The organism is Pseudidiomarina piscicola (assembly GCF_902806985.1).
Taxonomy (GTDB): domain Bacteria; phylum Pseudomonadota; class Gammaproteobacteria; order Enterobacterales; family Alteromonadaceae; genus Pseudidiomarina; species Pseudidiomarina piscicola.
The window spans coordinates 400,500-422,482 of sequence record NZ_CADCXY010000001.1 but is presented as its reverse complement, the minus strand read 5'-3'; the positions used below and the strand labels follow the sequence as shown (position 1 = coordinate 422,482).

Annotated in this window: 23 protein-coding genes; 1 reads left to right on the top strand and 22 read right to left on the bottom strand. The window is 48.0% G+C overall.

Features of this window, described 5'->3' with window-relative positions:
* Positions 1–467: 467 nt before the first annotated feature.
* From rpoS to ftsB, 9 genes are read right to left on the bottom strand one after another with little or no spacing between them, the layout of a single operon-like run.
* Positions 468–1,442, bottom strand: coding sequence for an RNA polymerase sigma factor RpoS (rpoS, locus tag PSI9734_RS02200; RefSeq protein ID WP_173919473.1), 975 nt, complete (start codon positions 1,440–1,442; stop codon positions 468–470).
* Entirely contained in the window at positions 1,439–2,305 is an 867-nt protein-coding gene (locus tag PSI9734_RS02195; protein WP_173919472.1) for a peptidoglycan DD-metalloendopeptidase family protein, read from the bottom strand. Before PSI9734_RS02195 ends, rpoS begins: the two co-directional genes overlap by 4 nt.
* Complete coding sequence (locus PSI9734_RS02190; protein ID WP_173919471.1) at positions 2,286–2,867, bottom strand: YqaA family protein; 582 nt, start codon at positions 2,865–2,867, stop codon at positions 2,286–2,288. The genes PSI9734_RS02195 and PSI9734_RS02190 overlap by 20 nt, the downstream gene beginning before the upstream one ends.
* A complete protein-coding gene (locus PSI9734_RS02185; RefSeq protein ID WP_173919470.1) occupies positions 2,864–3,499 on the bottom strand; it encodes a protein-L-isoaspartate(D-aspartate) O-methyltransferase in 636 nt (211 codons plus the stop codon). Before PSI9734_RS02185 ends, PSI9734_RS02190 begins: the two co-directional genes overlap by 4 nt.
* Positions 3,500–3,512: 13 nt before the next feature.
* Positions 3,513–4,262 carry a 5'/3'-nucleotidase SurE gene (gene surE / locus PSI9734_RS02180; RefSeq protein ID WP_173919469.1) on the bottom strand — a complete coding sequence of 250 codons (750 nt, stop codon included), beginning with the start codon at positions 4,260–4,262 and terminating at the stop codon, positions 3,513–3,515.
* A gap of 14 nt (positions 4,263–4,276) precedes the next feature.
* Entirely contained in the window at positions 4,277–5,335 is a 1,059-nt protein-coding gene (gene truD, locus PSI9734_RS02175) for a tRNA pseudouridine(13) synthase TruD (protein WP_173919468.1), read from the bottom strand.
* Positions 5,335–5,811, bottom strand: coding sequence for a 2-C-methyl-D-erythritol 2,4-cyclodiphosphate synthase (gene ispF, locus PSI9734_RS02170; RefSeq protein WP_173919467.1), 477 nt, complete (start codon positions 5,809–5,811; stop codon positions 5,335–5,337). The genes truD and ispF overlap by 1 nt, the downstream gene beginning before the upstream one ends.
* Before the next feature lie 2 nt (positions 5,812–5,813).
* Positions 5,814–6,509 (bottom strand): 2-C-methyl-D-erythritol 4-phosphate cytidylyltransferase, encoded by a 696-nt coding sequence (gene ispD / locus PSI9734_RS02165; RefSeq protein ID WP_173919466.1) that lies wholly within the window; start codon positions 6,507–6,509, stop codon positions 5,814–5,816.
* Positions 6,496–6,792: a cell division protein FtsB gene (ftsB, locus tag PSI9734_RS02160; RefSeq protein WP_173919465.1), complete on the bottom strand. Its 297-nt coding sequence runs from the start codon at positions 6,790–6,792 to the stop codon at positions 6,496–6,498. The genes ispD and ftsB overlap by 14 nt, the downstream gene beginning before the upstream one ends.
* 72 nt (positions 6,793–6,864) lie before the next feature.
* Between ftsB and PSI9734_RS02155 the strand changes: the two genes are divergently transcribed.
* On the top strand, positions 6,865–7,581 hold the full coding sequence (locus tag PSI9734_RS02155; protein WP_173919464.1) for a sulfite exporter TauE/SafE family protein: 717 nt from the start codon (positions 6,865–6,867) through the stop codon (positions 7,579–7,581).
* A gap of 8 nt (positions 7,582–7,589) precedes the next feature.
* Here PSI9734_RS02155 and PSI9734_RS02150 read toward each other — a convergent pair whose 3' ends face one another.
* The 13 genes from PSI9734_RS02150 to PSI9734_RS02090 all read right to left on the bottom strand — a co-directional run bounded on the left by PSI9734_RS02150 (position 7,590) and on the right by PSI9734_RS02090 (position 21,980).
* Entirely contained in the window at positions 7,590–8,213 is a 624-nt protein-coding gene (locus PSI9734_RS02150; protein WP_173919463.1) for a hypothetical protein, read from the bottom strand.
* A gap of 17 nt (positions 8,214–8,230) precedes the next feature.
* The gene (gene eno, locus PSI9734_RS02145) at positions 8,231–9,526 is read right to left on the bottom strand and encodes a phosphopyruvate hydratase (RefSeq protein ID WP_173919462.1); all 1,296 of its coding nucleotides are present in this window, start codon (positions 9,524–9,526) and stop codon (positions 8,231–8,233) included.
* A 33-nt stretch (positions 9,527–9,559) separates the two neighbouring features.
* The gene (pyrG, locus tag PSI9734_RS02140) at positions 9,560–11,197 is read right to left on the bottom strand and encodes a CTP synthase (protein WP_173919461.1); all 1,638 of its coding nucleotides are present in this window, start codon (positions 11,195–11,197) and stop codon (positions 9,560–9,562) included.
* Positions 11,198–11,286: 89 nt separating this feature from the next.
* On the bottom strand, positions 11,287–12,114 hold the full coding sequence (mazG, locus tag PSI9734_RS02135; RefSeq protein WP_281351415.1) for a nucleoside triphosphate pyrophosphohydrolase: 828 nt from the start codon (positions 12,112–12,114) through the stop codon (positions 11,287–11,289).
* Positions 12,101–14,284, bottom strand: a complete 2,184-nt coding sequence (gene relA, locus PSI9734_RS02130) for a GTP diphosphokinase (protein WP_173919460.1) — start codon at positions 14,282–14,284, stop codon at positions 12,101–12,103. The genes mazG and relA overlap by 14 nt, the downstream gene beginning before the upstream one ends.
* Before the next feature lie 2 nt (positions 14,285–14,286).
* Positions 14,287–15,606, bottom strand: a complete 1,320-nt coding sequence (locus tag PSI9734_RS02125; RefSeq protein WP_173919459.1) for a class I SAM-dependent RNA methyltransferase family protein — start codon at positions 15,604–15,606, stop codon at positions 14,287–14,289.
* 1 nt (position 15,607) lies between these two features.
* Positions 15,608–16,372 carry a pyridoxine 5'-phosphate synthase gene (pdxJ, locus tag PSI9734_RS02120; protein ID WP_173919458.1) on the bottom strand — a complete coding sequence of 255 codons (765 nt, stop codon included), beginning with the start codon at positions 16,370–16,372 and terminating at the stop codon, positions 15,608–15,610.
* A 1-nt stretch (position 16,373) separates the two neighbouring features.
* Positions 16,374–17,090 (bottom strand): DNA repair protein RecO, encoded by a 717-nt coding sequence (gene recO, locus PSI9734_RS02115; RefSeq protein WP_173919457.1) that lies wholly within the window; start codon positions 17,088–17,090, stop codon positions 16,374–16,376.
* 5 nt (positions 17,091–17,095) lie between these two features.
* Positions 17,096–18,004 (bottom strand): GTPase Era, encoded by a 909-nt coding sequence (era, locus tag PSI9734_RS02110; RefSeq protein WP_425500043.1) that lies wholly within the window; start codon positions 18,002–18,004, stop codon positions 17,096–17,098.
* The gene (rnc, locus tag PSI9734_RS02105; protein ID WP_173919456.1) at positions 18,001–18,702 is read right to left on the bottom strand and encodes a ribonuclease III; all 702 of its coding nucleotides are present in this window, start codon (positions 18,700–18,702) and stop codon (positions 18,001–18,003) included. Before rnc ends, era begins: the two co-directional genes overlap by 4 nt.
* Position 18,703: 1 nt before the next feature.
* Positions 18,704–19,627 carry a signal peptidase I gene (gene lepB, locus PSI9734_RS02100; RefSeq protein WP_173919455.1) on the bottom strand — a complete coding sequence of 308 codons (924 nt, stop codon included), beginning with the start codon at positions 19,625–19,627 and terminating at the stop codon, positions 18,704–18,706.
* A gap of 15 nt (positions 19,628–19,642) precedes the next feature.
* Positions 19,643–21,454, bottom strand: coding sequence for a translation elongation factor 4 (lepA, locus tag PSI9734_RS02095; RefSeq protein ID WP_173919454.1), 1,812 nt, complete (start codon positions 21,452–21,454; stop codon positions 19,643–19,645).
* An 88-nt stretch (positions 21,455–21,542) separates the two neighbouring features.
* Positions 21,543–21,980 carry a SoxR reducing system RseC family protein gene (locus PSI9734_RS02090; RefSeq protein WP_173919453.1) on the bottom strand — a complete coding sequence of 146 codons (438 nt, stop codon included), beginning with the start codon at positions 21,978–21,980 and terminating at the stop codon, positions 21,543–21,545.
* Positions 21,981–21,983: the final 3 nt, after the last annotated feature.

Sequence of the window (21,983 nt, the reverse complement as noted above, 5' to 3'; positions counted from 1 at the left end):
CTGAAGGCTATAAGGCTTCGAATCGCTAGTTTCATTAGGCAACGTCCATGTAAGTTAACATAAAGCAACTCCACTGCATCATGATTAAAACAACATCCCAACATTTAGATATTCGATTATTCTCGGTGTGGCATAAACGTCAGTGTGCATACGGATAAACATAGAATTTTTTCCACCTCAAAACTCACAGGTTTTAGGTCGATGATTGAGATTTTTTGTTCTGAGGCAAAGGTCAAAAATTGTCGGTTTTAGGAGTAGTGTTCTGTGACCAATTTTGTCGTTAAATGGCCTCAAAAGTGCGAATAATTTTTAGAAATCGAAAACAGCAACACCGTTTAAGCCCTTACCACGCCTGGCATTATCAATTTACCACATTAACGGTGACTACCCTCCGGAGGCAGAGGTCACAGGTTCAACCATACAGCACTTCATAGTTAAATAGGGGCACTACTGAATCGCCGACGCTATTATTCAGCTTGAAATAGTGCGTCCAAACTCAAGCCTTGCTGGCGTAACATATCACGCAAGCGACGCAGTGCTTCGACTTGGATCTGTCGAACGCGTTCACGTGTTAAACCAATCTCTCGACCAACGTCTTCAAGTGTTGCTGGTTCGTAACCCATCAAGCCAAAACGCCGCGCTAATACTTCACGCTGCTTGGCATTCAAGCTCGCTAACCAATCTACAATATGTTCTTTTAAGTCGTCATCTTGCATTTCGCCTTCTGGGCCATGATCAGACTCATCCGTAAGCAGATCAACGAGTGATTTATCGTTATCGCCTCCTAGCGGGGTATCTACCGAGGCAATACGTTCATTAAGTCGCAACATGCGGCTAACATCACTGACTGACACGTCTAGCTGCGCGGCAATATCTTCAGCGGTAGGCTCGTGATCGAGTTTATGAGCGAGCTCTCGAGAGGCTCGAAGATAGCTGTTAAGTTCTTTAACTACGTGAATGGGTAACCGAATCGTGCGTGTCTGATTCATTATTGCACGTTCAATGGTTTGGCGAATCCACCAGGTCGCATAGGTCGAAAAGCGAAAACCTCGCTCCGGATCGAATTTCTCTACTGCTCGAATCAGGCCTAAATTTCCCTCCTCGACTAAGTCCAGTAACGGTAACCCTCGGTTGGTATAGCGCCGCGCAATTTTCACCACTAGCCGCAAATTACTCTCGATCATTCGCGCACGAGCTGCTTGATCACCTTTCAGAGCTTTTCGAGAAAAATAAACTTCTTCCTCAGCAGTTAAAAGAGGAGAAAAGCCAATTTCACTCAAATACATTTGAGTGGCGTCCATTTTCTTTTGGTAGTTCGCTCGGTTGGAAACACTTTCTTCGAAGTCTGAATCATCCGAACTTGTGTCGGATGCGACCGGTTTTTCTGCTTCTGGAGCAACCGCCTGTTCATCAACTTCGTCGATGTCGTTACGCTGACTCATTGTGACCCCCGTGGTAAATAATGCCGCGGATTAACAGACTTACCTCGAAATCGGATCTCAAAATGCAACTTAACCCGATCCGCGTCTGAATTCCCCATTGCCGCAATTTTATCTCCTGCGCTGACCCACTCTTGTTCACTAACTAAAAGTTCATCATTGTGAGCGTACGCAGTTATATAATCATCGTTGTGCTTGAGAATAATTAAGTTCCCATAGCCTTTTAACGCGCCTCCGGCGTAAACCACTTTACCAGCTTCAGCAGCGTAAACTGGAGCTCCCTTCGAACCGGCAAAGTCGAGACCTTTATTACCCGAGGCTGCGGTCGAAAAGTTACGTATCACTTCACCTGTCGCCGGCCATTGCCATTCCAATTCATTACTCGCTGGAAATCGCTCTGCTTTTTGTGGCATTCGTACTGGTGAGCTCGCGATCGGTGCTGGCTTACTTTCTACAGGCTTTTGTGAGCTCGTAACCTTTTCTTTACTTTTAACCTCAACATACCCTGTCTCTTCGCCGGAATCAACGACTTGTGTTGGGTTTCGTGCTGAAGCAGACGAAGATGATGGTTTTGATTCGCGGTTTAATCGAAGTTTTTGCCCGGGGTAAATCGTATAGGGTTTGCTCAGGTTGTTGTATGCAGCCAAGTTACGAACATCTACATTGGCACGAAACGCTATCGAGTAGAGCGTATCTCCTGGCGCTACTTGATAGGTGTCACCAGCTAATGAGTTAGGCTCAAAGTCATGAATACTCGGGCCTTGATAAACACGAGTTACAGGGGCAGGTACTTCACGCTGCGCGCAAGCAACCAAAGTGACCGCCAATAGGCCTATCCAGATAATCCTAATAACGTGTCCATACATAGACAATTACCGCAAGGATAACTAATGTCCAACCTATTCGGTCGACGTAAGTTCGAAGTTTTACAGCCATCGTTGGGCCGCCCGTGCGCAGTAACCATGCGACTAAAAAGTAACGCAAACCGCGACTTATAAGTGAACCAAGTACAAAAGGAATGAACATCACTTGCAACATTCCACCGGTTACCGTAAATAATTTATACGGTAACGGCGAAAAGCCTGCAAGAAAGATGATCCAAAAGCCGTAGTCTTGAAACCATTGGGTTATCGTTGCAAGCTTGTCTTGGTAACCGGCCCATTCAATTAACGGCAACACAAAAGGCTCAAAGGCGAAATAGCCTAGCCAATAACCCGCTATTCCACCTAGTACCGAAGCCACGGTAGTGATCAGCGCAAAGGTCCATGCACGCTTAGGTTGCGTCATCGCCATAGGCGCCAGCATTACATCGGTTGGTATCGGAAAAATAATGGATTCAAAGAAACTCACAACTGCGAGTAGAAACGGTGCTTTACGATGCTGTGACCACTGCAAAACATGATCGTATAACGAACTAAAAATTTTCATGCAAGGCTTCCCGGAACCAAAGGAACAAATTTCACATCACCAAGTTGCTTATGCTCGTAATCATCGCCAAAACGACGTATCACAACTAAGCGTTGCGTTACTGAACCTACGGGAATGATCATGACACCACCGTCTGCCAATTGCTGCATTAGCGCATGTGGGATATCACTTGCCGCGGCAGTCACGATAATACCATCAAACGGTGCTTTCGATTGCCATCCTTGCCAGCCATCACCGTGACGCATACTGATATTGTGTAAGTCTAAATTTTTTAGGCGTCGTTTCGCCTGGTATTGCAATTCTGCAATACGTTCGACGGAATGCACTCGGTCAACCAGTTGCGCTAAGATCGCTGTTTGGTATCCACTTCCAGTGCCTATTTCTAGCACCGAGTGGCACTGATGCTGCATCAACAATTGAGTCATTGAGGCAACCATCAGGGGTTGTGAAATAGTTTGCCCCTTACCAATAGGCAAAGCCGTGTTTTCATAGGCTTTATGCGCTAAAGACTCCGGCATAAAACGGTGTCTGGGTGTTGCCGCAATCACCGACAATACGGCCTCATTAGTAATGCCTTGGTCGCGCAAAAGAGCGACCAAGCGTTTCGCCATTCCCTGAAAGTTTTGTATCATGGTTTTTGTTTTCTTATTTTTCGTTTAACCAATTCGTTAGCGTATCCTGATGACGCCTTGCCGTCATATCCAAACTAATCGGCGTAATCGACACATACCCCTCACGAACCGCCGTAAAGTCTGTGTCTGCCCCGTCATCTTGATGACCTCCAATGGGGCCGTACCAATAAATTTTACGACCGAATGGATCGGCCGATTCAACCATCGTTTCAGCACGGTGGCGACGGCCTAACCGTGTCACCTTAATACCTTTCAAGTCTTCGTACGGTAGCGCAGGAACATTGATATTGAGAATAGTGTCTAATCGTAATGGGCTATCTGCCATTTTATTGACCACATCGGCGATGACTCTCGCTGCAACATCATAGTAATCATCACTACGCGACCCCATAGAAACGGCGATGGCTGGCAGCCCCATATAACGGCCCTCCATCGCAGCTGCAACAGTACCAGAGTAGAGCACATCGTCGCCCATATTTGGCCCATCGTTAATCCCTGAAACAACAAGATCGACATCGTCAGCCAAAGGCGAGTTCGTGCCTAAGTGCACACAATCCGTCGGTGTTCCATTCAGCGAAAAAAATCCATTTGGCAGCTCTTGTACCCTTAAAGGATTATGGAGAGTCAGCGAGTTACTTGCGCCACTGCAATTACGATCGGGTGCAATCACCCGAACCTGCGCAATTTCGTTTAAGGCTTTATGTAAGGCTGCAATGCCTGGCGCATGAACGCCGTCATCATTGCTAACTAATAACTTCATCATAACGGAAAACCCTTTCAATTATAGTGTTCGGAGGCCATCGCAACCATGAGCTCACGCAACAAACTCGTTGCAAAACTGCCTTTAACGAGCGTAAATCGCAATTCTACACTGCTTTCATCAAGTTGTTTAAACTCGGCTGCAGTAGGTTTAATCAATAGCGCTCGCCTTGCTAAATCGACACGTTGTTGTTTGAGCCCGGCAACTAGGTCCGCTTCCGGCTCTAAAACTTGATGCTCAAACTCACTTAAGTGTTCATGCCACTCGCCACGCCAGCTTCCTGCCATGGGTGCTGAAAGCAGAATATCCCCCTCTTGCCAGCGTCGCAAAATTTCTTCGTCCAGCTCTTTAATTTGGAAAAATGACCGGCTGCCATCAAGGATCATGAAGTCGCCTTGTTCGGGGGTAACTTTACCAGCTTCTAACCGTGCACTAACGACTTTATTGAACAAGTAACTGCGCGCAGCTGACAGCAACATTCCAAACTGCTGACGGCTCCATTTGCGCGTTTGCTTGCGACTTAGTTCACCTGTTAACCAAGCTCTGGCTTTTGTAAGATTTTGTCCTAAGTGGCCAAAGCGTTGCTCGCCAAAATAATTGGGAACGCCTTCTGCAACGGCCTTGTCCCAACGTTTTTTCAGTTCATCCACATTAGATACATCACGCAGACGCAAGACAAAGTGGTTACCTTGATGGTAACCCAGTTTCAATTTCTTAGCTTGCTTCACCGCGCGCTCAACGCGAAATTCAGGGTGTTCAAGTTGGCTCCAATCGAGAAGATCTTGTCCTGGTAGTTGCACCGAGAACCATTGCCAGGTTTCCGCGTGTCTGTCCTTGAGCCCGGCATAACTGACCTCGCGTTCTGAAACGCCGGCAAACTCGGCAAGTTGGCGGGCAACAAAGGTCGTATTCGCACCTTTTTTATAAACCCATAACCATTGATGCTCACCCGGTTCATCTGCTGCTACTTCCAGCTGTTCAGTAACTTTAAAATCTTCATGACACTGTCGGAAACGCCCGGTCACCGTTGGTGTGTCGTGCCAATAGTGAAGTTTAGCTATAACATCTGTGGTCATTACTGGTGCGCCTTTAGTAAAACAACTGCGTGGCAAGCAATGCCTTCTTTGCGACCAACAAAACCAAGTTTTTCAGTGGTTGTGGCTTTCACATTGACATTGTCTGGCACACTATTGAATAGATCCGCAATATGTTGCTTCATCGCGTTTATCGACTCTGCCAACCGTGGTGCTTGCGCTACGATAGTGACATCAAGGTTTCCCAACACCCACTGGCGCTGTTTCGCAAGCGTAATTATGTGCGCTAATAACTCACTACTGTTTGCGCCAGCATAGTTCGCGTCAGTATCGGGGAAGTGATGACCAATATCGCCTAGGGCTAAAGCCCCTAGCACGGCATCTGTAATAGCGTGCAATACAACATCGCCATCAGAGTGCGCGATCAAACCTTGCTCGTAAGGTACCTCAATACCACCTAAAAGTAGCGGCTTATCACTACCAAATTTATGCACATCATAGCCGTGGCCAATCCGCATAGTTACTCCTTGTTTACTAACAATAACCGAGCAATTTCCTCATCGCCCGGCTGCGTTATTTTAAAATTGCTGCGGCGCCCTATAACCAATTTTGGACGTTGTCCCAAAGCCTCTAGCACTGAGGCTTCGTCGGTAAATTCATGATGCTCAGTGCCGAATTTCAGCCAACCACGAAGCAATTCAGCCGTTCGAAAGACTTGCGGCGTTTGCGCTTGCCACAAATACTCTCGAGCGATGCTTTTGTCACACCGTTGCTGCCCATCGGCGTGCTTGAGTGTATCAGCTACGGGTAAAGCGAGTAACGCGCCGACACTATCACTGAGTGCAGCATCTAGCACGGAGCTGAGTTCGGCAGCGCCTAAACAGGGTCTAGCGGCATCATGAACCGCAACCCATTGGAAACCATCTGTGGCAGCTGCGCGTACTCCAGCAGCGACTGAAGCAGCTCTAGTTGCCCCGCCATCGACACGCTGAATGGTGCACCGCGAATCGAAATGCAGCGTACTAAAATAGGGATCCGCAGCACTCGTGGCGATATATATTTTGGTAACTCTAGGGTCTTGATTCAGTGCGCGAACGGTCCATTGCAGAACCGTGGCATCACCCAGTTGTAGATATTGTTTAGGTATTTCAGACTGCATCCGCCGACCGACACCGGCAGCAGGAAGAACTGCGGCAACCTGTTTAATCGTCGTCATAAGTTTTTGTTTTCACGGGAATAAGGCGGAAAAAAGTTTCGTCTTGTTTAATCAAGCCAAGCTCATTTCGAGCGCGCTCTTCGAGCGCAACCTCGCCCTCTCGCAGATCTTCAATATCTGCGATAAGCACTTGATTACGTTGCCGTAACTTTTGGTTTGTTTGTTCTTGTCGCGCGACATCCTCTTGTAGATGCCAATATTCAGGTAAGCTGTTCTTGCCGAACCAAAGTCGGTATTGCAGCGCCATCAATAGCACGAACAAGAAAAGTTTTAGCAGGCGCATCGTTTCACTCGCATGGTATGATGTCCTAAGTATACCTTTCTTTTGTTATGAACCAAGTTATTCAAGGCTAACATGGAATACTACCTTATCGCATTGATCATGTTTGCGGGAGCTTCTTTACAAGGAATTACTGGGTTCGGTTCCGGATTAGTTGCCGTACCTTTTTTGAGTTTGTTATTACCCCTGCCCCAACTCACGCCACTACTATCGGTCATCAACGTAGCGATGGCGGTATATTTATGTTGGCTGCTAAGGCATCACTTCACGTGGTACAAGTGGCGCAGCCTGCTCATTACCGGCATACTTGGTAGTTTGATTGGCAACACTGCACTTATCTACTTACCGATTCAAATACTGCAACAAGGTATGGCACTGTTTGTGATCAGTGCCGGTTTAATTTTTTGGTTTGGCCTGCAGTTTAGGCTTGCTGCAACGCCCCTACAACAAAGCACCACGGGGTTACTATCGGGCTTTGCCAACGGTGCGCTAACACTCGGCGGCCCGCCCGTCGTTTTATTCTTAACTGCTAGTCGTTTAAATCGAAGTGAGTTTCGTGCCACCTTAGCGCTCTTCTTTCTCGTTTTGGGGCTGACTAATGTTAGTTCATTTGCGCTGCAAGGCAGCTATTCGTACGCCAACATACCTACTTTCGTCGCCCTATTGATAGGTGCAATAGCGGGGGCTTTTACCGGTCACAGTGTCAGTCACTTGTTACCGGAAAAGGTATTTCGCAAACTTACCTTAAGCATTGTGATCGGTGCAGGGCTAATGGTACTTTTTAGCCAGTGACAATAAACTTACCAGTCGATTGCCGTCGCCAGTAGAAGCTCACGTAAAGATAAAGTACGTGGGTCAATACGGCCTTTGTGAGACCATTGATGGCCGCTAACGGCAGCTTTTAACAATGCCGTTTCAGGCTTTGCTAGGTATAAGTGATCACCCTCTGCGAGACTGCTTTCGCCGGTAAAGGTAAACCAACCTGATTCATTACAGTGAACCCGTTTACTTTGTTTATCGATACTATCAATAGAGTCTAAACGAACCTGCTGTAGCCGCGGAGCGAGATTTAAAATCGGTACTGTAGTACCAAGTTGAGGCGTAGTTGAAGTTAGCCACTTTTCGACTTTTGTGGCACGGTTTGCAGCTGCTTTTAACTGACGCTTTTGCGGTGTTTGCCAACTTGCATTTTGCACGTCTAGTTCGCATGGGCACGAACTAAGTATCATGGCTCGCGCTGCTTTTTGAATATAGTAGCTAAGGCTTTTCAGACGGCGCTGTAAACCAGCCGCCGACTGCACATTAAGGTTGGCAAGAACGGCTAACTCACGTTCATAAAGCGCGGTACAAAGCTCAGGAAAAGCAGCCGGGTCGTAGCCCGGCTGTCGTTCAATAACTTCGAAAATATCGCGCTGTTCGCTCACCGTAACCTCACTTGAGATTAGTTCGCTGCGCGAACTTCCCCTCGACCATTGTAGGCAGCTTGCCCATCAAGCTCTTGCTCGATACGCAATAACTGATTGTACTTAGCGACACGATCTGAGCGGCAAAGCGACCCTGTTTTAATTTGGCCAGCAGCTGTGCCCACGGCTAAATCGGCAATGGTTGCGTCTTCCGTCTCACCTGAACGATGCGAAATTACTGCTGTGAAACCTGCATCGTTCGCCATTCGGATGGCTGCTAAGGTTTCAGTTAAGCTACCAATTTGGTTGAACTTAATCAAAATTGAATTACCAATAGACTGGTCAATACCACGTTGCAGTATTTTAGTGTTGGTAACGAATAAATCATCACCAACCAACTGAACTTTGTCGCCAAGCCGTTCGGTTAACGTTTTCCAGCCATCCCAATCACTTTCATCTAAACCATCTTCAATTGAGATAATAGGATAACGCTCACACAAGCCAGCGAGGTATTCTGCAAATTCAGCGGCGGTAAATGACTTACCTTCGCCACTCAAATGATACAGACCATCGCGGTAAAATTCTGATGCGGCACAATCAAGCGCTAGCGTTACATCATCGCCCATGCGGTAGCCTGCTTTTTCTACCGCTTCAACAATGACAGCTAGAGCTTCTTCGTTGGAACTTAAATTGGGGGCAAAGCCACCTTCATCGCCAACAGCTGTGCTTAAGCCGCGCTCTTGTAAAACTTTTTTCAGTGCATGGAAGATTTCCGCACCGACCCGTAGGCCTTCACTGAAGCTATCGGCTCCAACTGGCTGGATCATAAACTCTTGAATATCGACGTTATTGTCAGCGTGCTCGCCACCATTCAAAATATTCATCATCGGTAACGGCATACTGTAGCGGCCGGCGCTGCCATTTAGCTTGGCAATATGTGCATAGAGCGGTAGCCCCACACTTGAGGCTGCAGCCTTCGCGGTGGCTAGCGATACGGCGAGAATTGCGTTGGCACCTAGGTTTTCTTTGTTTTCGGTTCCATCAAGGTCAAGCATCAGCTGATCAACGTGCTGTTGCTTGGTAGCATCAATACCTACCAGCTTGGGCGCAATGTGTTCGTTAACATTTGCCACAGCACGCAACACACCTTTCCCCAAGTAGCGAGCTTTATCTCCGTCACGTAGCTCAAGCGCCTCGCGTGACCCTGTCGAGGCGCCACTAGGCGCAGCTGCCCGCCCCCAATGACCGTCGGTTAAGTGAACATCAACTTCGATAGTTGGGTTACCTCGTGAGTCCATTATTTCACGAGCTACAATAGATTGAATTGTTGCCATACTAACTCTCTACACTCCTGTCTGAGACGACGTTTAGCTACGTCGTTGCTTTTGATAACTACCTGCGGCTTCAATAAAGCCTCGGAACAATGGGTGCCCATCACGCGGGGTAGAATTAAACTCCGGATGGAATTGCGCCGCCACAAACCATGGATGATCTGGTAGCTCGACGATCTCAACCAAACGATTGTCATGCGACCAGCCGGAAATTTTTAATCCTGCCGCCTCTAAACGCTCGATATAAGTACCATTCACTTCGTAACGATGGCGATGACGTTCCGAGATAACCTCTTCGCCATAGAGTTCATGGGCACGGCTACCTTTAACTAAGTTGCACGGCTGTGCGCCTAAACGCATGGTGCCACCAAGATCTGAGTGTTGATCACGCAGTTCTTTTTGGCCTTTATCGTCCATCCATTCGGTGATCAGGCCAACCACTGGATGTTCAGAATTTTCATCAAATTCCGTACTGTTGGCGCCGCTTAGGCCGGCAACATTACGGGCATATTCAATTAACGCAATTTGCATTCCGAGACAAATACCGAGGTAAGGTATTTTATGTTCACGGGCATACTGTGCCGCCATGATTTTGCCGCGGATACCACGTTCACCGAAACCACCAGGCACAATAATCGCATCGACATCAGCAAGTTTTGCAACCCCTTTGCTCTCGATATCTTGGGCATCGATATAACGAATGTTCACCGTAAGTCGATTTTGCAAACCGGCATGCGCCAGCGCTTCATTCACTGACTTATAAGCGTCAGGCAGTTCAATATACTTACCTACAAAACCCACGGTGACCTCACCGCTTGGGTTCGACTCTTGATAAAGTACTTGCTCCCATTCAGCTAAATCAGCTTCAGGACGGTCTAAACGGAAACGATTAACAACTAATTCATCAAGCCCCTGAGATTTCAAAATAGCTGGAATCTTATAGATGCTATCGACGTCTTTTAGGCCGATCACCGCACGTTCTTCGACATTTGTGAAAAGTGCAATTTTTTCACGTTCATTGGCCGGCAAGGCGCGGTCTGAGCGACAAACTAAAATATCAGGTTGAATACCAATAGAACGCAACTCTTTTACCGAGTGCTGCGTTGGCTTGGTTTTCACTTCACCTGCGGCACCTAAGAAAGGCACTAGAGTTAGATGCATAAACAAGGTGTGATCACGCGTCACTTCTGTCGCTAACTGGCGAATAGCCTCAAGGAAAGGCTGCGATTCAATGTCACCCACGGTGCCACCAATTTCGATAATGGCAACATCATAACCAGCACCACCTTCTATAATACGGCGCTTAATTTCATTGGTAATGTGCGGGATAACCTGAATGGTCGCTCCGAGGAACTCACCGCGGCGCTCACGACGAATAATATCTTCGTAGACGCGTCCAGCAGTAAAGTTATTCTTCTTGCTCATTCGAGTGCGTATAAAGCGCTCGTAGTGACCAAGATCGAGGTCGGTTTCTGCACCATCTTCGGTGACAAATACCTCACCATGTTGGATCGGACTCATCGTGCCCGGGTCCACATTGATGTAGGGATCAAGTTTAAGGATCGTGACCTGTAAGCCACGTGCTTCTAGAATTGCCGCCAATGAAGCTGCAGCAATACCTTTGCCCAGCGAAGATACTACACCGCCGGTGACGAAAATATAATTAGTTGTCATGCGAAACCTAAGTCGTCAGGTTAATAAGGGAATTGCTTCAAGACGGGAAAACAGTATACCTTAACGACTTAATTCCGACAATTTAAAAATTAATCAGATTGCGTTTGTTGCTTTACCCGCTGCCACTCGGCCTCAAGTTGCTCTAAATTTAGGTCTTCAGCTCGCTGGTTTTGCTTCGCCAGGCGTCGCTCTATCGCTTGAAAACGCTGTTTAAACTTGAGGTTGGTGCGCCTTAATGCGTGCTCTGGATTCACCTGAGCATGCCGAGCTAAGTTGACCACCGCAAACAAAACATCACCAATTTCATCTTCGATAGCGTCTTGACTGGGGTTCGTACGCTCGAGTTCCTCTTCCACTTCAGCAATTTCTTCTTTAATTTTTGCCAACACCGGAGCTAAGTGCTCCCAATCAAACCCCACCGTCGCCGCACGTTTTTGTAATTTTTGCGCGAGTAGCATACTCGGTAGGTTTGCCGGTATACCAGCAAAAACTGATTCATCAGCTCCTTTATCGGCGCGTTCCTGTTGCTTAATTTGCTCCCACTGTTGCTTAATCTCAGCGTCTGTTTGTGCCGTAGTATCGCCAAACACATGGGGATGCCTGCGGATAAGTTTGTCAGCGGTTTGTTGTGCCACTTGATCAAAGTCGAATAAACCTTGTTCGCCAGTTAGCTGAGTGTAGAACACGACTTGGAATAACAGATCGCCAAGTTCATCTTTGATGTCGTCAGTATTACCCTCGGTGAGCGCCGCTGCGACTTCATACGCTTCTTCAATAGTATAGGGAATCAAACTTGTTAACGTTTGCTTTAAGTCCCATGGGCATCCGGTTTCGGGGTCTCGTAACCTTCGCATCACTTCGAGTAACGCTGCTACACCGGGAAAGTTGTTATTTGTTAGGGAGTTAGTGACTGCCACTGCGTTCTACCTTATGAATTCCTGAAACCTGTAACAGTCGAGCGACAAGCCGTTGCAGGATTGTTTGATTTTCAATAAAGACACCTAGCGATATACTTGCCTGATGCGTACTGGTATCGGTTTGCGAGCCAAGTTGCGCCACAGTAATTTTTTCGTTCGCAAGTATTGCGGTAATGTCATGCAATAACCCACTTCTATCATCCGCATCAATCTGCAGGTCGGCACGGTAGCGGCCCTTATCGGTATTGCTCCAATGTACCTGAATGCCTCGCTCTGGGTGCTCTTGAAGCAGATGTTTAAGTTGCTCACAATCATCATGATGCACCGAAACACCACGTCCCTGAGTCACAAATCCCATGATCGGTTCACCAGGTAATGGCTGGCAACACTTGGCAAACTGCACCATCAGATTACCAATGCCCTGTACACTTACATCCCCTTGCTTGGTGTTACCTGTACGCTGAGGTTTGCGTTGCAAGCGCTCAAGCCGATCCTGCGTAGTGTCCGGTGCAGGTTTAAGTTGATTTACCACTTGGTTTAAGCGCACATCACCGGCACCAATAGCCGCCAACAAGTCATCAAGTTGATTAAAATTAAAGCGCTCTAGCACTGAGCTTGCGCGATTCACTGGAATATCAAACTTAGCCAGTTCAGTTTCGAGCATTTCCCGACCGGCTTTCAGATTTTTATCGCGATCGAGTTTCTTAAAATAAGTAATAACTTTGCTTCGCGCGCGCGACGTACGCAGATACCCAAGTGTCGGGTTCAGCCAGTCACGCCTCGGATTCACCGCTTTTTGAGTTAAAATTTCAACGCGTTGACCATTTTTAAGGGTGTAGGTAAAGGGCACAATATGGCCATCTACTTTCGCGCCAACACAGCGGTGACCCACTTGCGAATGTATGTAATAGGCGAAATCGAGCGGCGTTGCACCTTGCGGAAGGTCAATCACCTCTCCCTTGGGGGTGAAGACGTAAACCCGATCTTCAAAAACCTGTGAACGCACCTCGGCCACTAATTCATCGTTCTCAGCCATGTCTTCATGCCAAGCTAAAAGTTTACGCAGCCAAGCTATTTTCTCTTCGAAACCACTGGTTTTGGTCGCTGCACCCTCTTTGTAAAGCCAGTGCGCCGCAACCCCTAACTCAGCATCATCGTGCATTTCCGCAGTACGAATTTGAATTTCGACATGCTTTTGCTCGGGCCCTATCACCACTGTGTGAATCGACTGATAACCATTTGCTTTCGGGGTGGCAATATAGTCATCAAATTCTGATTGAATATGCCGACATTGGCTGTGCACAACCCCTAGCGCGGCATAGCAATCTTTAAGCGACTGCGTTATCACTCTCACCGCGCGAATATCATACAGTTGCTCGAAGCTCAGGTGCTTTTTCTGCATCTTTCGCCAAATGGAGTAGATATGTTTTGGCCGGCCGTAAACGTCAGCTTGTACGCCTTCTTGCTGTAACCCGTGACTCAGGTCCGCCACGAATTGTTCAATATAATTTTCACGGTCCATTCGCCGTTCATGCAGCTGTTTAGCAATAGACTTATAGGTTTGCGGATGCAAATAACGAAAAGCGAGGTCTTCGAGTTCCCATTTGAGCTGACCAATACCCAAACGGTTAGCCAGTGGCGCATAAATGTCCTGGCATTCTTTGGCGACCAATACACGGGTTTCTTCGTCGTCTTTTTTTACTTCACGTAACCGACAAATGCGTTCGGCAAGTTTGATTAATACGGCTCGAACGTCAGCAACCATCGACAATAACATGCGTCGTACATTGTCGATCTGTTCGGCGTTAGGTTTACCGTGCTGAAAGTGCTGCAAGTCGCTGATCATTTGCATTTGCTGCACCGCATCGAGGAGTTGTACTAAGTCATGAAGATCTGTTTGTTTTTCTATCGTATTCGCTGTCACGCACTGCGCTTGGTAAGCGGGACTATAGAGTGCAGCCAGTAACGAGTCGGGATCGAGGTTCAAGGCAGCCAAAATCTCAACCATTTCCTGCCCTTTTAACAGTAGTTCCGGCTGAGTTTTTAGATGCTCTTGCAGCATCTTGTAATGACGTGCGAGTTGGTCTTTGGTCTCGCTTGACGTTATGTGTTGTAACCAATCTCCGTGCTGGTTTGGTTTATCAACATGGATACTGCGCACATGGACCACAACTATGCCTCCCGTTCAAACCATGTAAGGCATTCAATGTGATGGGTTTGCGGGAACATGTCAACGATTTGCGCTTGTACCAGCCGATAACCCGCGTTGAATAACTGTTTCGCATCACGCGCCAGTGTATCGGGCGCACAGGATACATAAACAATACGCTGGGGGCGGCGTTGTGCGACCTCTTTAATCGCATTTGCAGCACCGGCCCGCGCCGGATCCAAAAAGACTTTCTGATAGCGCGTTTGCGCCCATTCGTAAGCCTGCCAGTTTTGTTCTAAGTCGGCTTGTCGAGCATCTATAGTTAGCGCATATTGCTGCGCGTTATAACGTAAGCGATCAACCATCGATGCGACGCCTTCAATGGCGGTCACTTGGGCACCCTGTAAAGCTATAGGCAGGCTAAAGTTGCCACTGCCGGCATATAATTCGAGTATCTTCTCGTCGCGCTGTGGGGCTAACCACGCCACAGCCTGCGCGACCATCGCTTCACTTAGCTCGGCATGGGCCTGCAAAAAATCACCGGGCTGGAACGCTAGTTCACTTTGCCAACTACGATATTTGGGTAGTTCTTGTTGTTTATTTAATGGCCGTGGTGGCCCGTCATCACTATGCAACCAGACATCTACGTTGTGTCTATCTGCAAACGCCTTGAGCTGCTGGCTGTCGTCTTTATTGGGCCAACTTTTAACACGCAAAATCACGCAATTTGTTGTACTCGATAACAGCTCCACATGGCCCAGCTGGTTTACTAAATTTAACTGCGGTAACAGCTCCCGCAAGGGGGCAAAAAGCTGCGTCAGTGAGGTCTGGGTAACCAGGCAATCGTTGATCTCAACAATGGTTTTGCTGTTGGCTTGGCGTAAGCCCAGCTTGAGTTTTTTACGTTTTGCATCCCAATGACACGCTAGGCGTAAGCGCCGTCGATAACGCCAAGCTGCCGCCGTTAATGGCGGCAGCCAAGTGCTTATTTCATGTTCAGCGAACTTAGCAAATAGCTCACTCACAACTTGCTGCTTATGCTGTCGCTGTGCGGCCAAATGCAGGTGCTGCAAGTCGCAGCCGCCACAGCGTTCATAGTAACGACAATCGGCCTGACAACGTTGCTCAGAGGTCGTCTTTAACGTGCGGAGTTCAGCGTCCCACTTACCTTTAGGCACAACGTCTACCACTTCCTCAGGTAAGGCGCCGGCGACAAACCGCACGCCTTTGCTGGTGCGAATAACACCACGCCCCTGGTGGTCCAACCCTACCACCTTGGCATCACGTAGCCATTGCTGCTGGGTGGTTTTGCGACGAGGCGCTGGGCGATAGATTTGCGCCATGTTAGCGGGTTGCGGCGTGTGAACGCGCGTTAAGCATGAGCGCCTTCATGTCGCGTACTGCTTGATCGAGCCCTACCAGCACTGCGCGGGCAATAATCGCGTGACCGATATTAAGTTCCACTAATTCCGGCAACGCCGCCACTGACGCCGTATTGTGATAATGCAAACCATGGCCGGCGTTGACTTGTAGTCCCGCGGCCTGAGCATGCTTAGCGGCATCATGCAGCAGTACCAGGCTGTGGTGCTGCTGGGCAAATTCGGTTTGTTCGGCATAGTGTCCAGTATGTAACTCGATAATCTTAGCGCCAGTCGCTTTTGCGGCATCTATTTGCTTTTTGTCGCCATCGATAAACAACGAGGTTTCAATGCCTTGCTCTGCTAAACGCTCGACCGCTGCTTTAATTTTATCTTGCTGATTAGCGACATCTAGACCGCCCTCCGTTGTTAGTTCTTCACGTTTCTCTGGTACTAAACAACAATAGGTAGGTTTAATGCGGCAAGCGATATCAAGCATTTCATCGGTTACCGCCATTTCCAAATTCATTCGCGTTTGTAGTGTTTCTGCTAACAGCTCAACGTCACGATCTTTTATATGGCGACGATCTTCTCGCAAATGTATCGTAATACCGTCGGCTCCCGCCTGTTCGGCAATCGCTGCGGCGGTAACTGGATCTGGATAACTCACTCCTCGCGCATTACGTACCGTGGCGACATGATCGATATTCACCCCTAGCAAAATAGTATTTCCTGGAGCATCTAGATACATCTTAGATTCCTTCTTGTTTGGACTGTTGCGAAAGCTGCGACAATTGCGCAAACAACTGCCGGCTCTTCAAAGGTTGCTCACCAAGATACGGCAAGAGCGCTTGGCGCATAATTAACTTCATTGAGTTTAGCAGGTGCGGCTCCACCAGCTCAAATGTTGACAGCTGCTGGATATCAGCGCCTAAGAAAACATGTTTTTGGTCTGCCTGACTGCGACAAAACCCCTGCTCTGCAACGAAATGATAAGTGCGCTCAGCGATGATTTCCTCGCCCTGTTCATCGTGAAACCAATCAAAACCGTGGCCTAAATGGCACAGTAGTTGCCACTCAAATTCGCGCAATGTAGGCTCAATTGAAGGCAGCAATGCCAATTGTTCGAGGGCTTTATCATAATCGTTGAAAAGCCCGTCAACGGGCTGATAATGAGAGGTTAAACGCTGAATAAGCTCGTTAAGATAGAAGCCGCTGTACAGTGCAGGCCCTTTTAAGGGGTAGGCATCGCGCGAGGCTTCGGCGTGGGTTAAGGTTTGTAATTCATGCCGCCCACGCGAGCTAATCAACAAAGGTATAAACGGTTGCAGCACGGCGCGCCACTGACTTTTGGGGCGTCGAGCACCTTTCGCTACAACCCGAAAGCGCCCTTGCTCGCGGCTCAATAGCTCAACGATTAGGCTTGAGTCTTGGTATGGCCAGCGATGAAGAACAAAAGCTGGTTCCACCCGCGTTAGTCCTCACCGTAACCTAAGCTACGCAAGGCACGTTCATCGTCTGCCCATCCTGACTTCACTTTGACCCATAGTTCGAGATGCACTTTGCCGTCGATCAGCTTTTCGATGTCTCGGCGCGCTTCGCTACCTATGGTTTTCAATTTACTACCGCCGGCACCTATGACCATACGCTTCTGGCCATCTCTTTCCACCAAAATCAACGCATTGATGTGAGTTGTCCCTGACGGCGCAGTTTGAAACCGCTCGATTTCAACCGTAGTGCTATAAGGTAGTTCATCACCAGTAAAGCGCATCAGCTTTTCACGGATAATTTCGGCGGTCATAAAGCGCACGGAACGGTCGGTCACATAGTCATCGGGATAATGATGGGCGCCCGGTTTCGCATACTTTTGTACGACTTGGCGCAACGCATCGACCTGATCGCCTGTTTTTGCTGACAGCGGAATAATTTCAGCAAATGCATGGCGTTCAGCAAGCTTTTGCAAAATCGGTAATAGCGCAGCTTTGTCTTTCAGCTCATCAACTTTGTTAACGACCAAAATAACCGGCCGACGACTCTTCACAAGCTTCGCTAAAACCAGCTCGTCTTCCTGCGTCCAGCGCTCGGACTCGACCACAAACAGCACTACTTCGACGCCACTCATAGAGCTCGACGCCGCGCGGTTCATCATACGATTAATCGCTTTTTTTTCGTCTTTGTGCAGACCCGGAGTATCGACATAAACGATCTGCCGCTCGCCTTCCGTTTCAATACCTAAAATGCGATGGCGAGTTGTTTGGGGTTTACTTGAAGTAATACTTATTTTCTGCCCCAAAATACGGTTCATTAGGGTCGACTTGCCGACATTCGGACGCCCGACGATTGCAACAAATGCTGATTCGGCCACCGAGTTATCATTCATCATTTCGTTTCCTGTTCCTGCGTTTGCAGTCGTTCTAAAGTTTGTTCAGCTGCTTGTTGTTCGGCTTTACGACGGCTCGTACCGCTGCCTAGCACCGGCTCGTCCAACAACTCTGTTGAGCAGCTCACGGTAAAGCGCTGATTATGTGCCTGACCTTGAATCGTTACCACATCATAAAGTGGCAACGGCAATTGACGCCCTTGCAAGTACTCCTGCAACCGCGTTTTTGGATCTTTATGCCCAGCCCCCGGCTTAATGTGGCGTAGCTGCTCTTCATACCAGCTTAGTACCACAGTTCGACAGTTTGCCAGATCACTTTCTAAGTACATAGCACCTAGCAATGCTTCCACTGCGTCTGCCAAAATAGACTCGCGCCGATGGCCGCCGCTTTTCATTTCACCCGGGCCTAACCATAAATGCCGACCCAACTGAAACTTCTGCGCTAACTTAGCTAATGAACGACCACAAACAAGCGTCGCTCGCATACGACTCAAGTCGCCTTCATCAATGGCTGGAAAGCGCTCAAATAAAGCTTCACTAATCACAATACCGAGCACCGAATCACCTAAAAACTCTAACCGTTCATTGTGCTTGGCATTAGCGCTACGATGCGTCAGCGCTTGTTGAAAGCGCTCGCGATTGTTAAAGGTATAACCAAAGGCTTGTTCTAACTCACTCAATGGTGGCTTTGGTAAGCTCACGTTACTCCACCCCGCCTAAGCGTTCCCAACGAATACCACTTGGAACCCAGCTTGGCAGTATGCTTGAAGCCGGTCGCTCCATTTCAAAACTCATCCAGATAAATTGAGCGCTGCCGACCAGGTTTTGTTCTGGAACAAAACCCCAATAACGGCTGTCCTCGGAATTATCACGGTTGTCGCCCATAACAAAATAGCTACCTTCAGGAACAATCCATTCATCACGCGCAGTGCCAGGCTGCTGAAAGTAAAAACGTTCACGACCACCAACAGTTGGGTCAACCAAAATGGCATGCTCAGTCGCACCTAGATTTTCATTATAAGCTTTTAACGGCGTTGCCCCATTAAAGTAGAAGGCATCTGATTCCGCATTCGTCTGCTCGATAACTTTTAGTGGCGCACAGTCATTCGCATTCTGTTCACAGGCAGGTTCAATATAAAGGGTTTTGTTACGGTAAATAATACGATCGCCAGGTAAACCTACAACTCGCTTAATAAAGTCTAAGTGTGGCTCCGGTGGATATTTAAAGACGGCAATTTCACCCCGCTCAGGACGGTCAATTTCTAAGAGTTCATGACGCCAGATAGGATCACGAAGGCTAAACGCATATTTCTGAACCAATATGAAGTCACCCTCTTTAAGCGTTGGCATCATCGAGGCCGAAGGGATCCGAAATGGTTCATAGACAAACGAGCGTAAAATTAAAATAACGAAAAGAATCGGAAACACCGATTGCGCGAATTCGGCAATGTTGCCTTGTGGTGCAATACGCTCTCTTGCTTCCTGGTCTAATGTTTGCTGTAAGCGTTGCTCTTCGTCGTTAATACGTTGCCGGCGCTTAGGTTTTAACACCAAGGCATCAAACAACCAAATCAACCCTGCACAGAGGGTCACGACGGTTAACAGTACCGAGTAAAAATTTGCCATGTTCAGCCTTGTGGTTTATTTCCCTACTTTTAATACCGCTAAAAAAGCCTCTTGCGGTACTTCAACATTCCCTAACTGCTTCATCCGCTTCTTACCTTCTTTTTGCTTCTGCAGCAGCTTCTTCTTACGGCTCACATCACCGCCGTAACACTTCGCTGTCACGTTCTTACGTAATTGTTTCACCGTTGAGCGAGCAATAACATGAGTGCCTATGGTCGCCTGAATAGCAATATCAAACATCTGGCGCGGAATCAGTTCGCGCATTTTATCTACTAACTCGCGGCCACGCCCTTGAGAATGATCACGGTGTGTGATCATTGCCAATGCATCAACCCGATCGCCGTTGATCAGCACATCTACTCGCACCATATCGGCTTCTTGAAAGCGTTTAAACTGATAATCGAGTGATGCATAACCACGAGAGGTTGATTTTAAACGGTCGAAAAAGTCCATCACTACTTCGGCCATAGGCAACTCATAGGTGACCGCAACCTGGTTGCCGTGGTAGGCCATTTTGGTTTGTACGCCACGTTTATCGACACACAAGGTGATCACGTTGCCCAAGTATTCCTGTGGCACCAAGATATTGGCTTCAACAATAGGTTCGTAAATGGTTTCAATATCGTTTACCGGTGGTAAGTTGGTCGGGTTATCAACACTCACTTCGGTACCGTCCGTGGTGACAACTTTGTAAACTACCGTCGGGGCTGTGGTAATCAAGTCGATATCATATTCACGTTCCAAGCGCTCTTGAATAATTTCCATGTGCAGCATGCCGAGGAAACCACAGCGGAAACCAAAACCCAAGGCTGAGGAGTTCTCTGGCTCGTAAAACAAGGAGGCATCGTTTAGCGATAGTTTTCCTAACGCATCACGAAAGTTTTCATAGTCGTCTGACGATATTGGGAACATACCGGCATAGACCTGTGGCTTCACTTTCTGAAAACCAGGTAAGGGTTTGTCCGCAGGCGTTTTAGCAAGCGTTAAGGTATCGCCAACCGGCGCGCCTAAGATGTCCTTAATACCGGCAATCACGAAACCTACTTCGCCACAGCGTAGAATGCCTGTTTCCGTCGCTTTCGGTGAGAAGAAACCCACCTTATCAATTTGGTGTACTTGTCCGGTCGACATCACTTTCATTTTATCGCCGGCACGCAGAATACCGTTCTTCACTCGTACTAACGACACGACGCCTTGGTAATTATCGAACCAAGAGTCGATAATAAGAGCTTGCACGGGTGCCTCAGAGTCCCCTTGTGGCGGCGGGATATCGCGCACAATTCGCTCCAACACTTCAGTGATACCAACACCTGTTTTTGCCGAACACTGCACCGCATCGACCGCTTCGATGCCAACAATGTCTTCAATTTCTTCAGCAACCCGCATCGGGTCAGCCTGAGGCAAGTCGATTTTATTCAGAACTGGAACAACTTCGAGGTCCATTTCGATGGCGGTGTAGCAATTCGCCAATGTCTGAGCTTCCACACCTTGTGCCGCATCGACCACCAGTAGTGCCCCTTCACAACCCGCCAAGCTACGCGAAACTTCGTACGAGAAGTCAACGTGACCCGGTGTATCGATGAAGTTGAGCTGATAGGTTTCACCGTCTTCTGCGGTATAGTGCAGGGTGACACTTTGCGCTTTGATGGTAATACCACGCTCACGCTCAAGATCCATAGAATCGAGAACCTGAGCGGCCATTTCGCGATCGGTTAAGCCTCCGCAGTCTTGGATAAGACGATCTGAGAGTGTCGATTTACCATGATCAATATGTGCAATGATCGAAAAATTTCGAATGTTTTCTTGCTTAAACGCCCGTTCTGGCATTCATGCCCCCGCAACTACAAAATGAAATACGTGAATAACCGCCGATCATACTGATAATACGGCTCAGAACAAAGGATTTTCGGGCTTTTCAATGCATTTGTTGCACCTGTAGCAACTTACTCACCTTTAAATCACGCATTTGAAACCAGTGTTTAAGAGCCCAAAAAGATGCAGCGAATCCACCTAGCGACAGTAAAATCGCAATTCCTTCGCTCACACCAAACATGAATTGAGCAATGATGGCTGTGCCTAGCAAGGCAAACAGAGGTAGTCCATAAATCAATAACGACGCCCGAGTTAACATTTGTTCAGGTAGTAGCAATTCGATTTGTTCGCCCACCGCCACTTCTACGCCATGCGGTTTATTCACACTAAATTCAGCACGGCGATCAGAAAATGCCTTGGAAATAATTCCGGCCCCACAATGCGACTGCTGCTCACAGCCCGAGCAACCTGACTTGAGCTCTGTGGTCACCTTTAAGATATCGCCTTCAATCGCTTGGACTGTTGCTAGTTCTCTAATCATCTT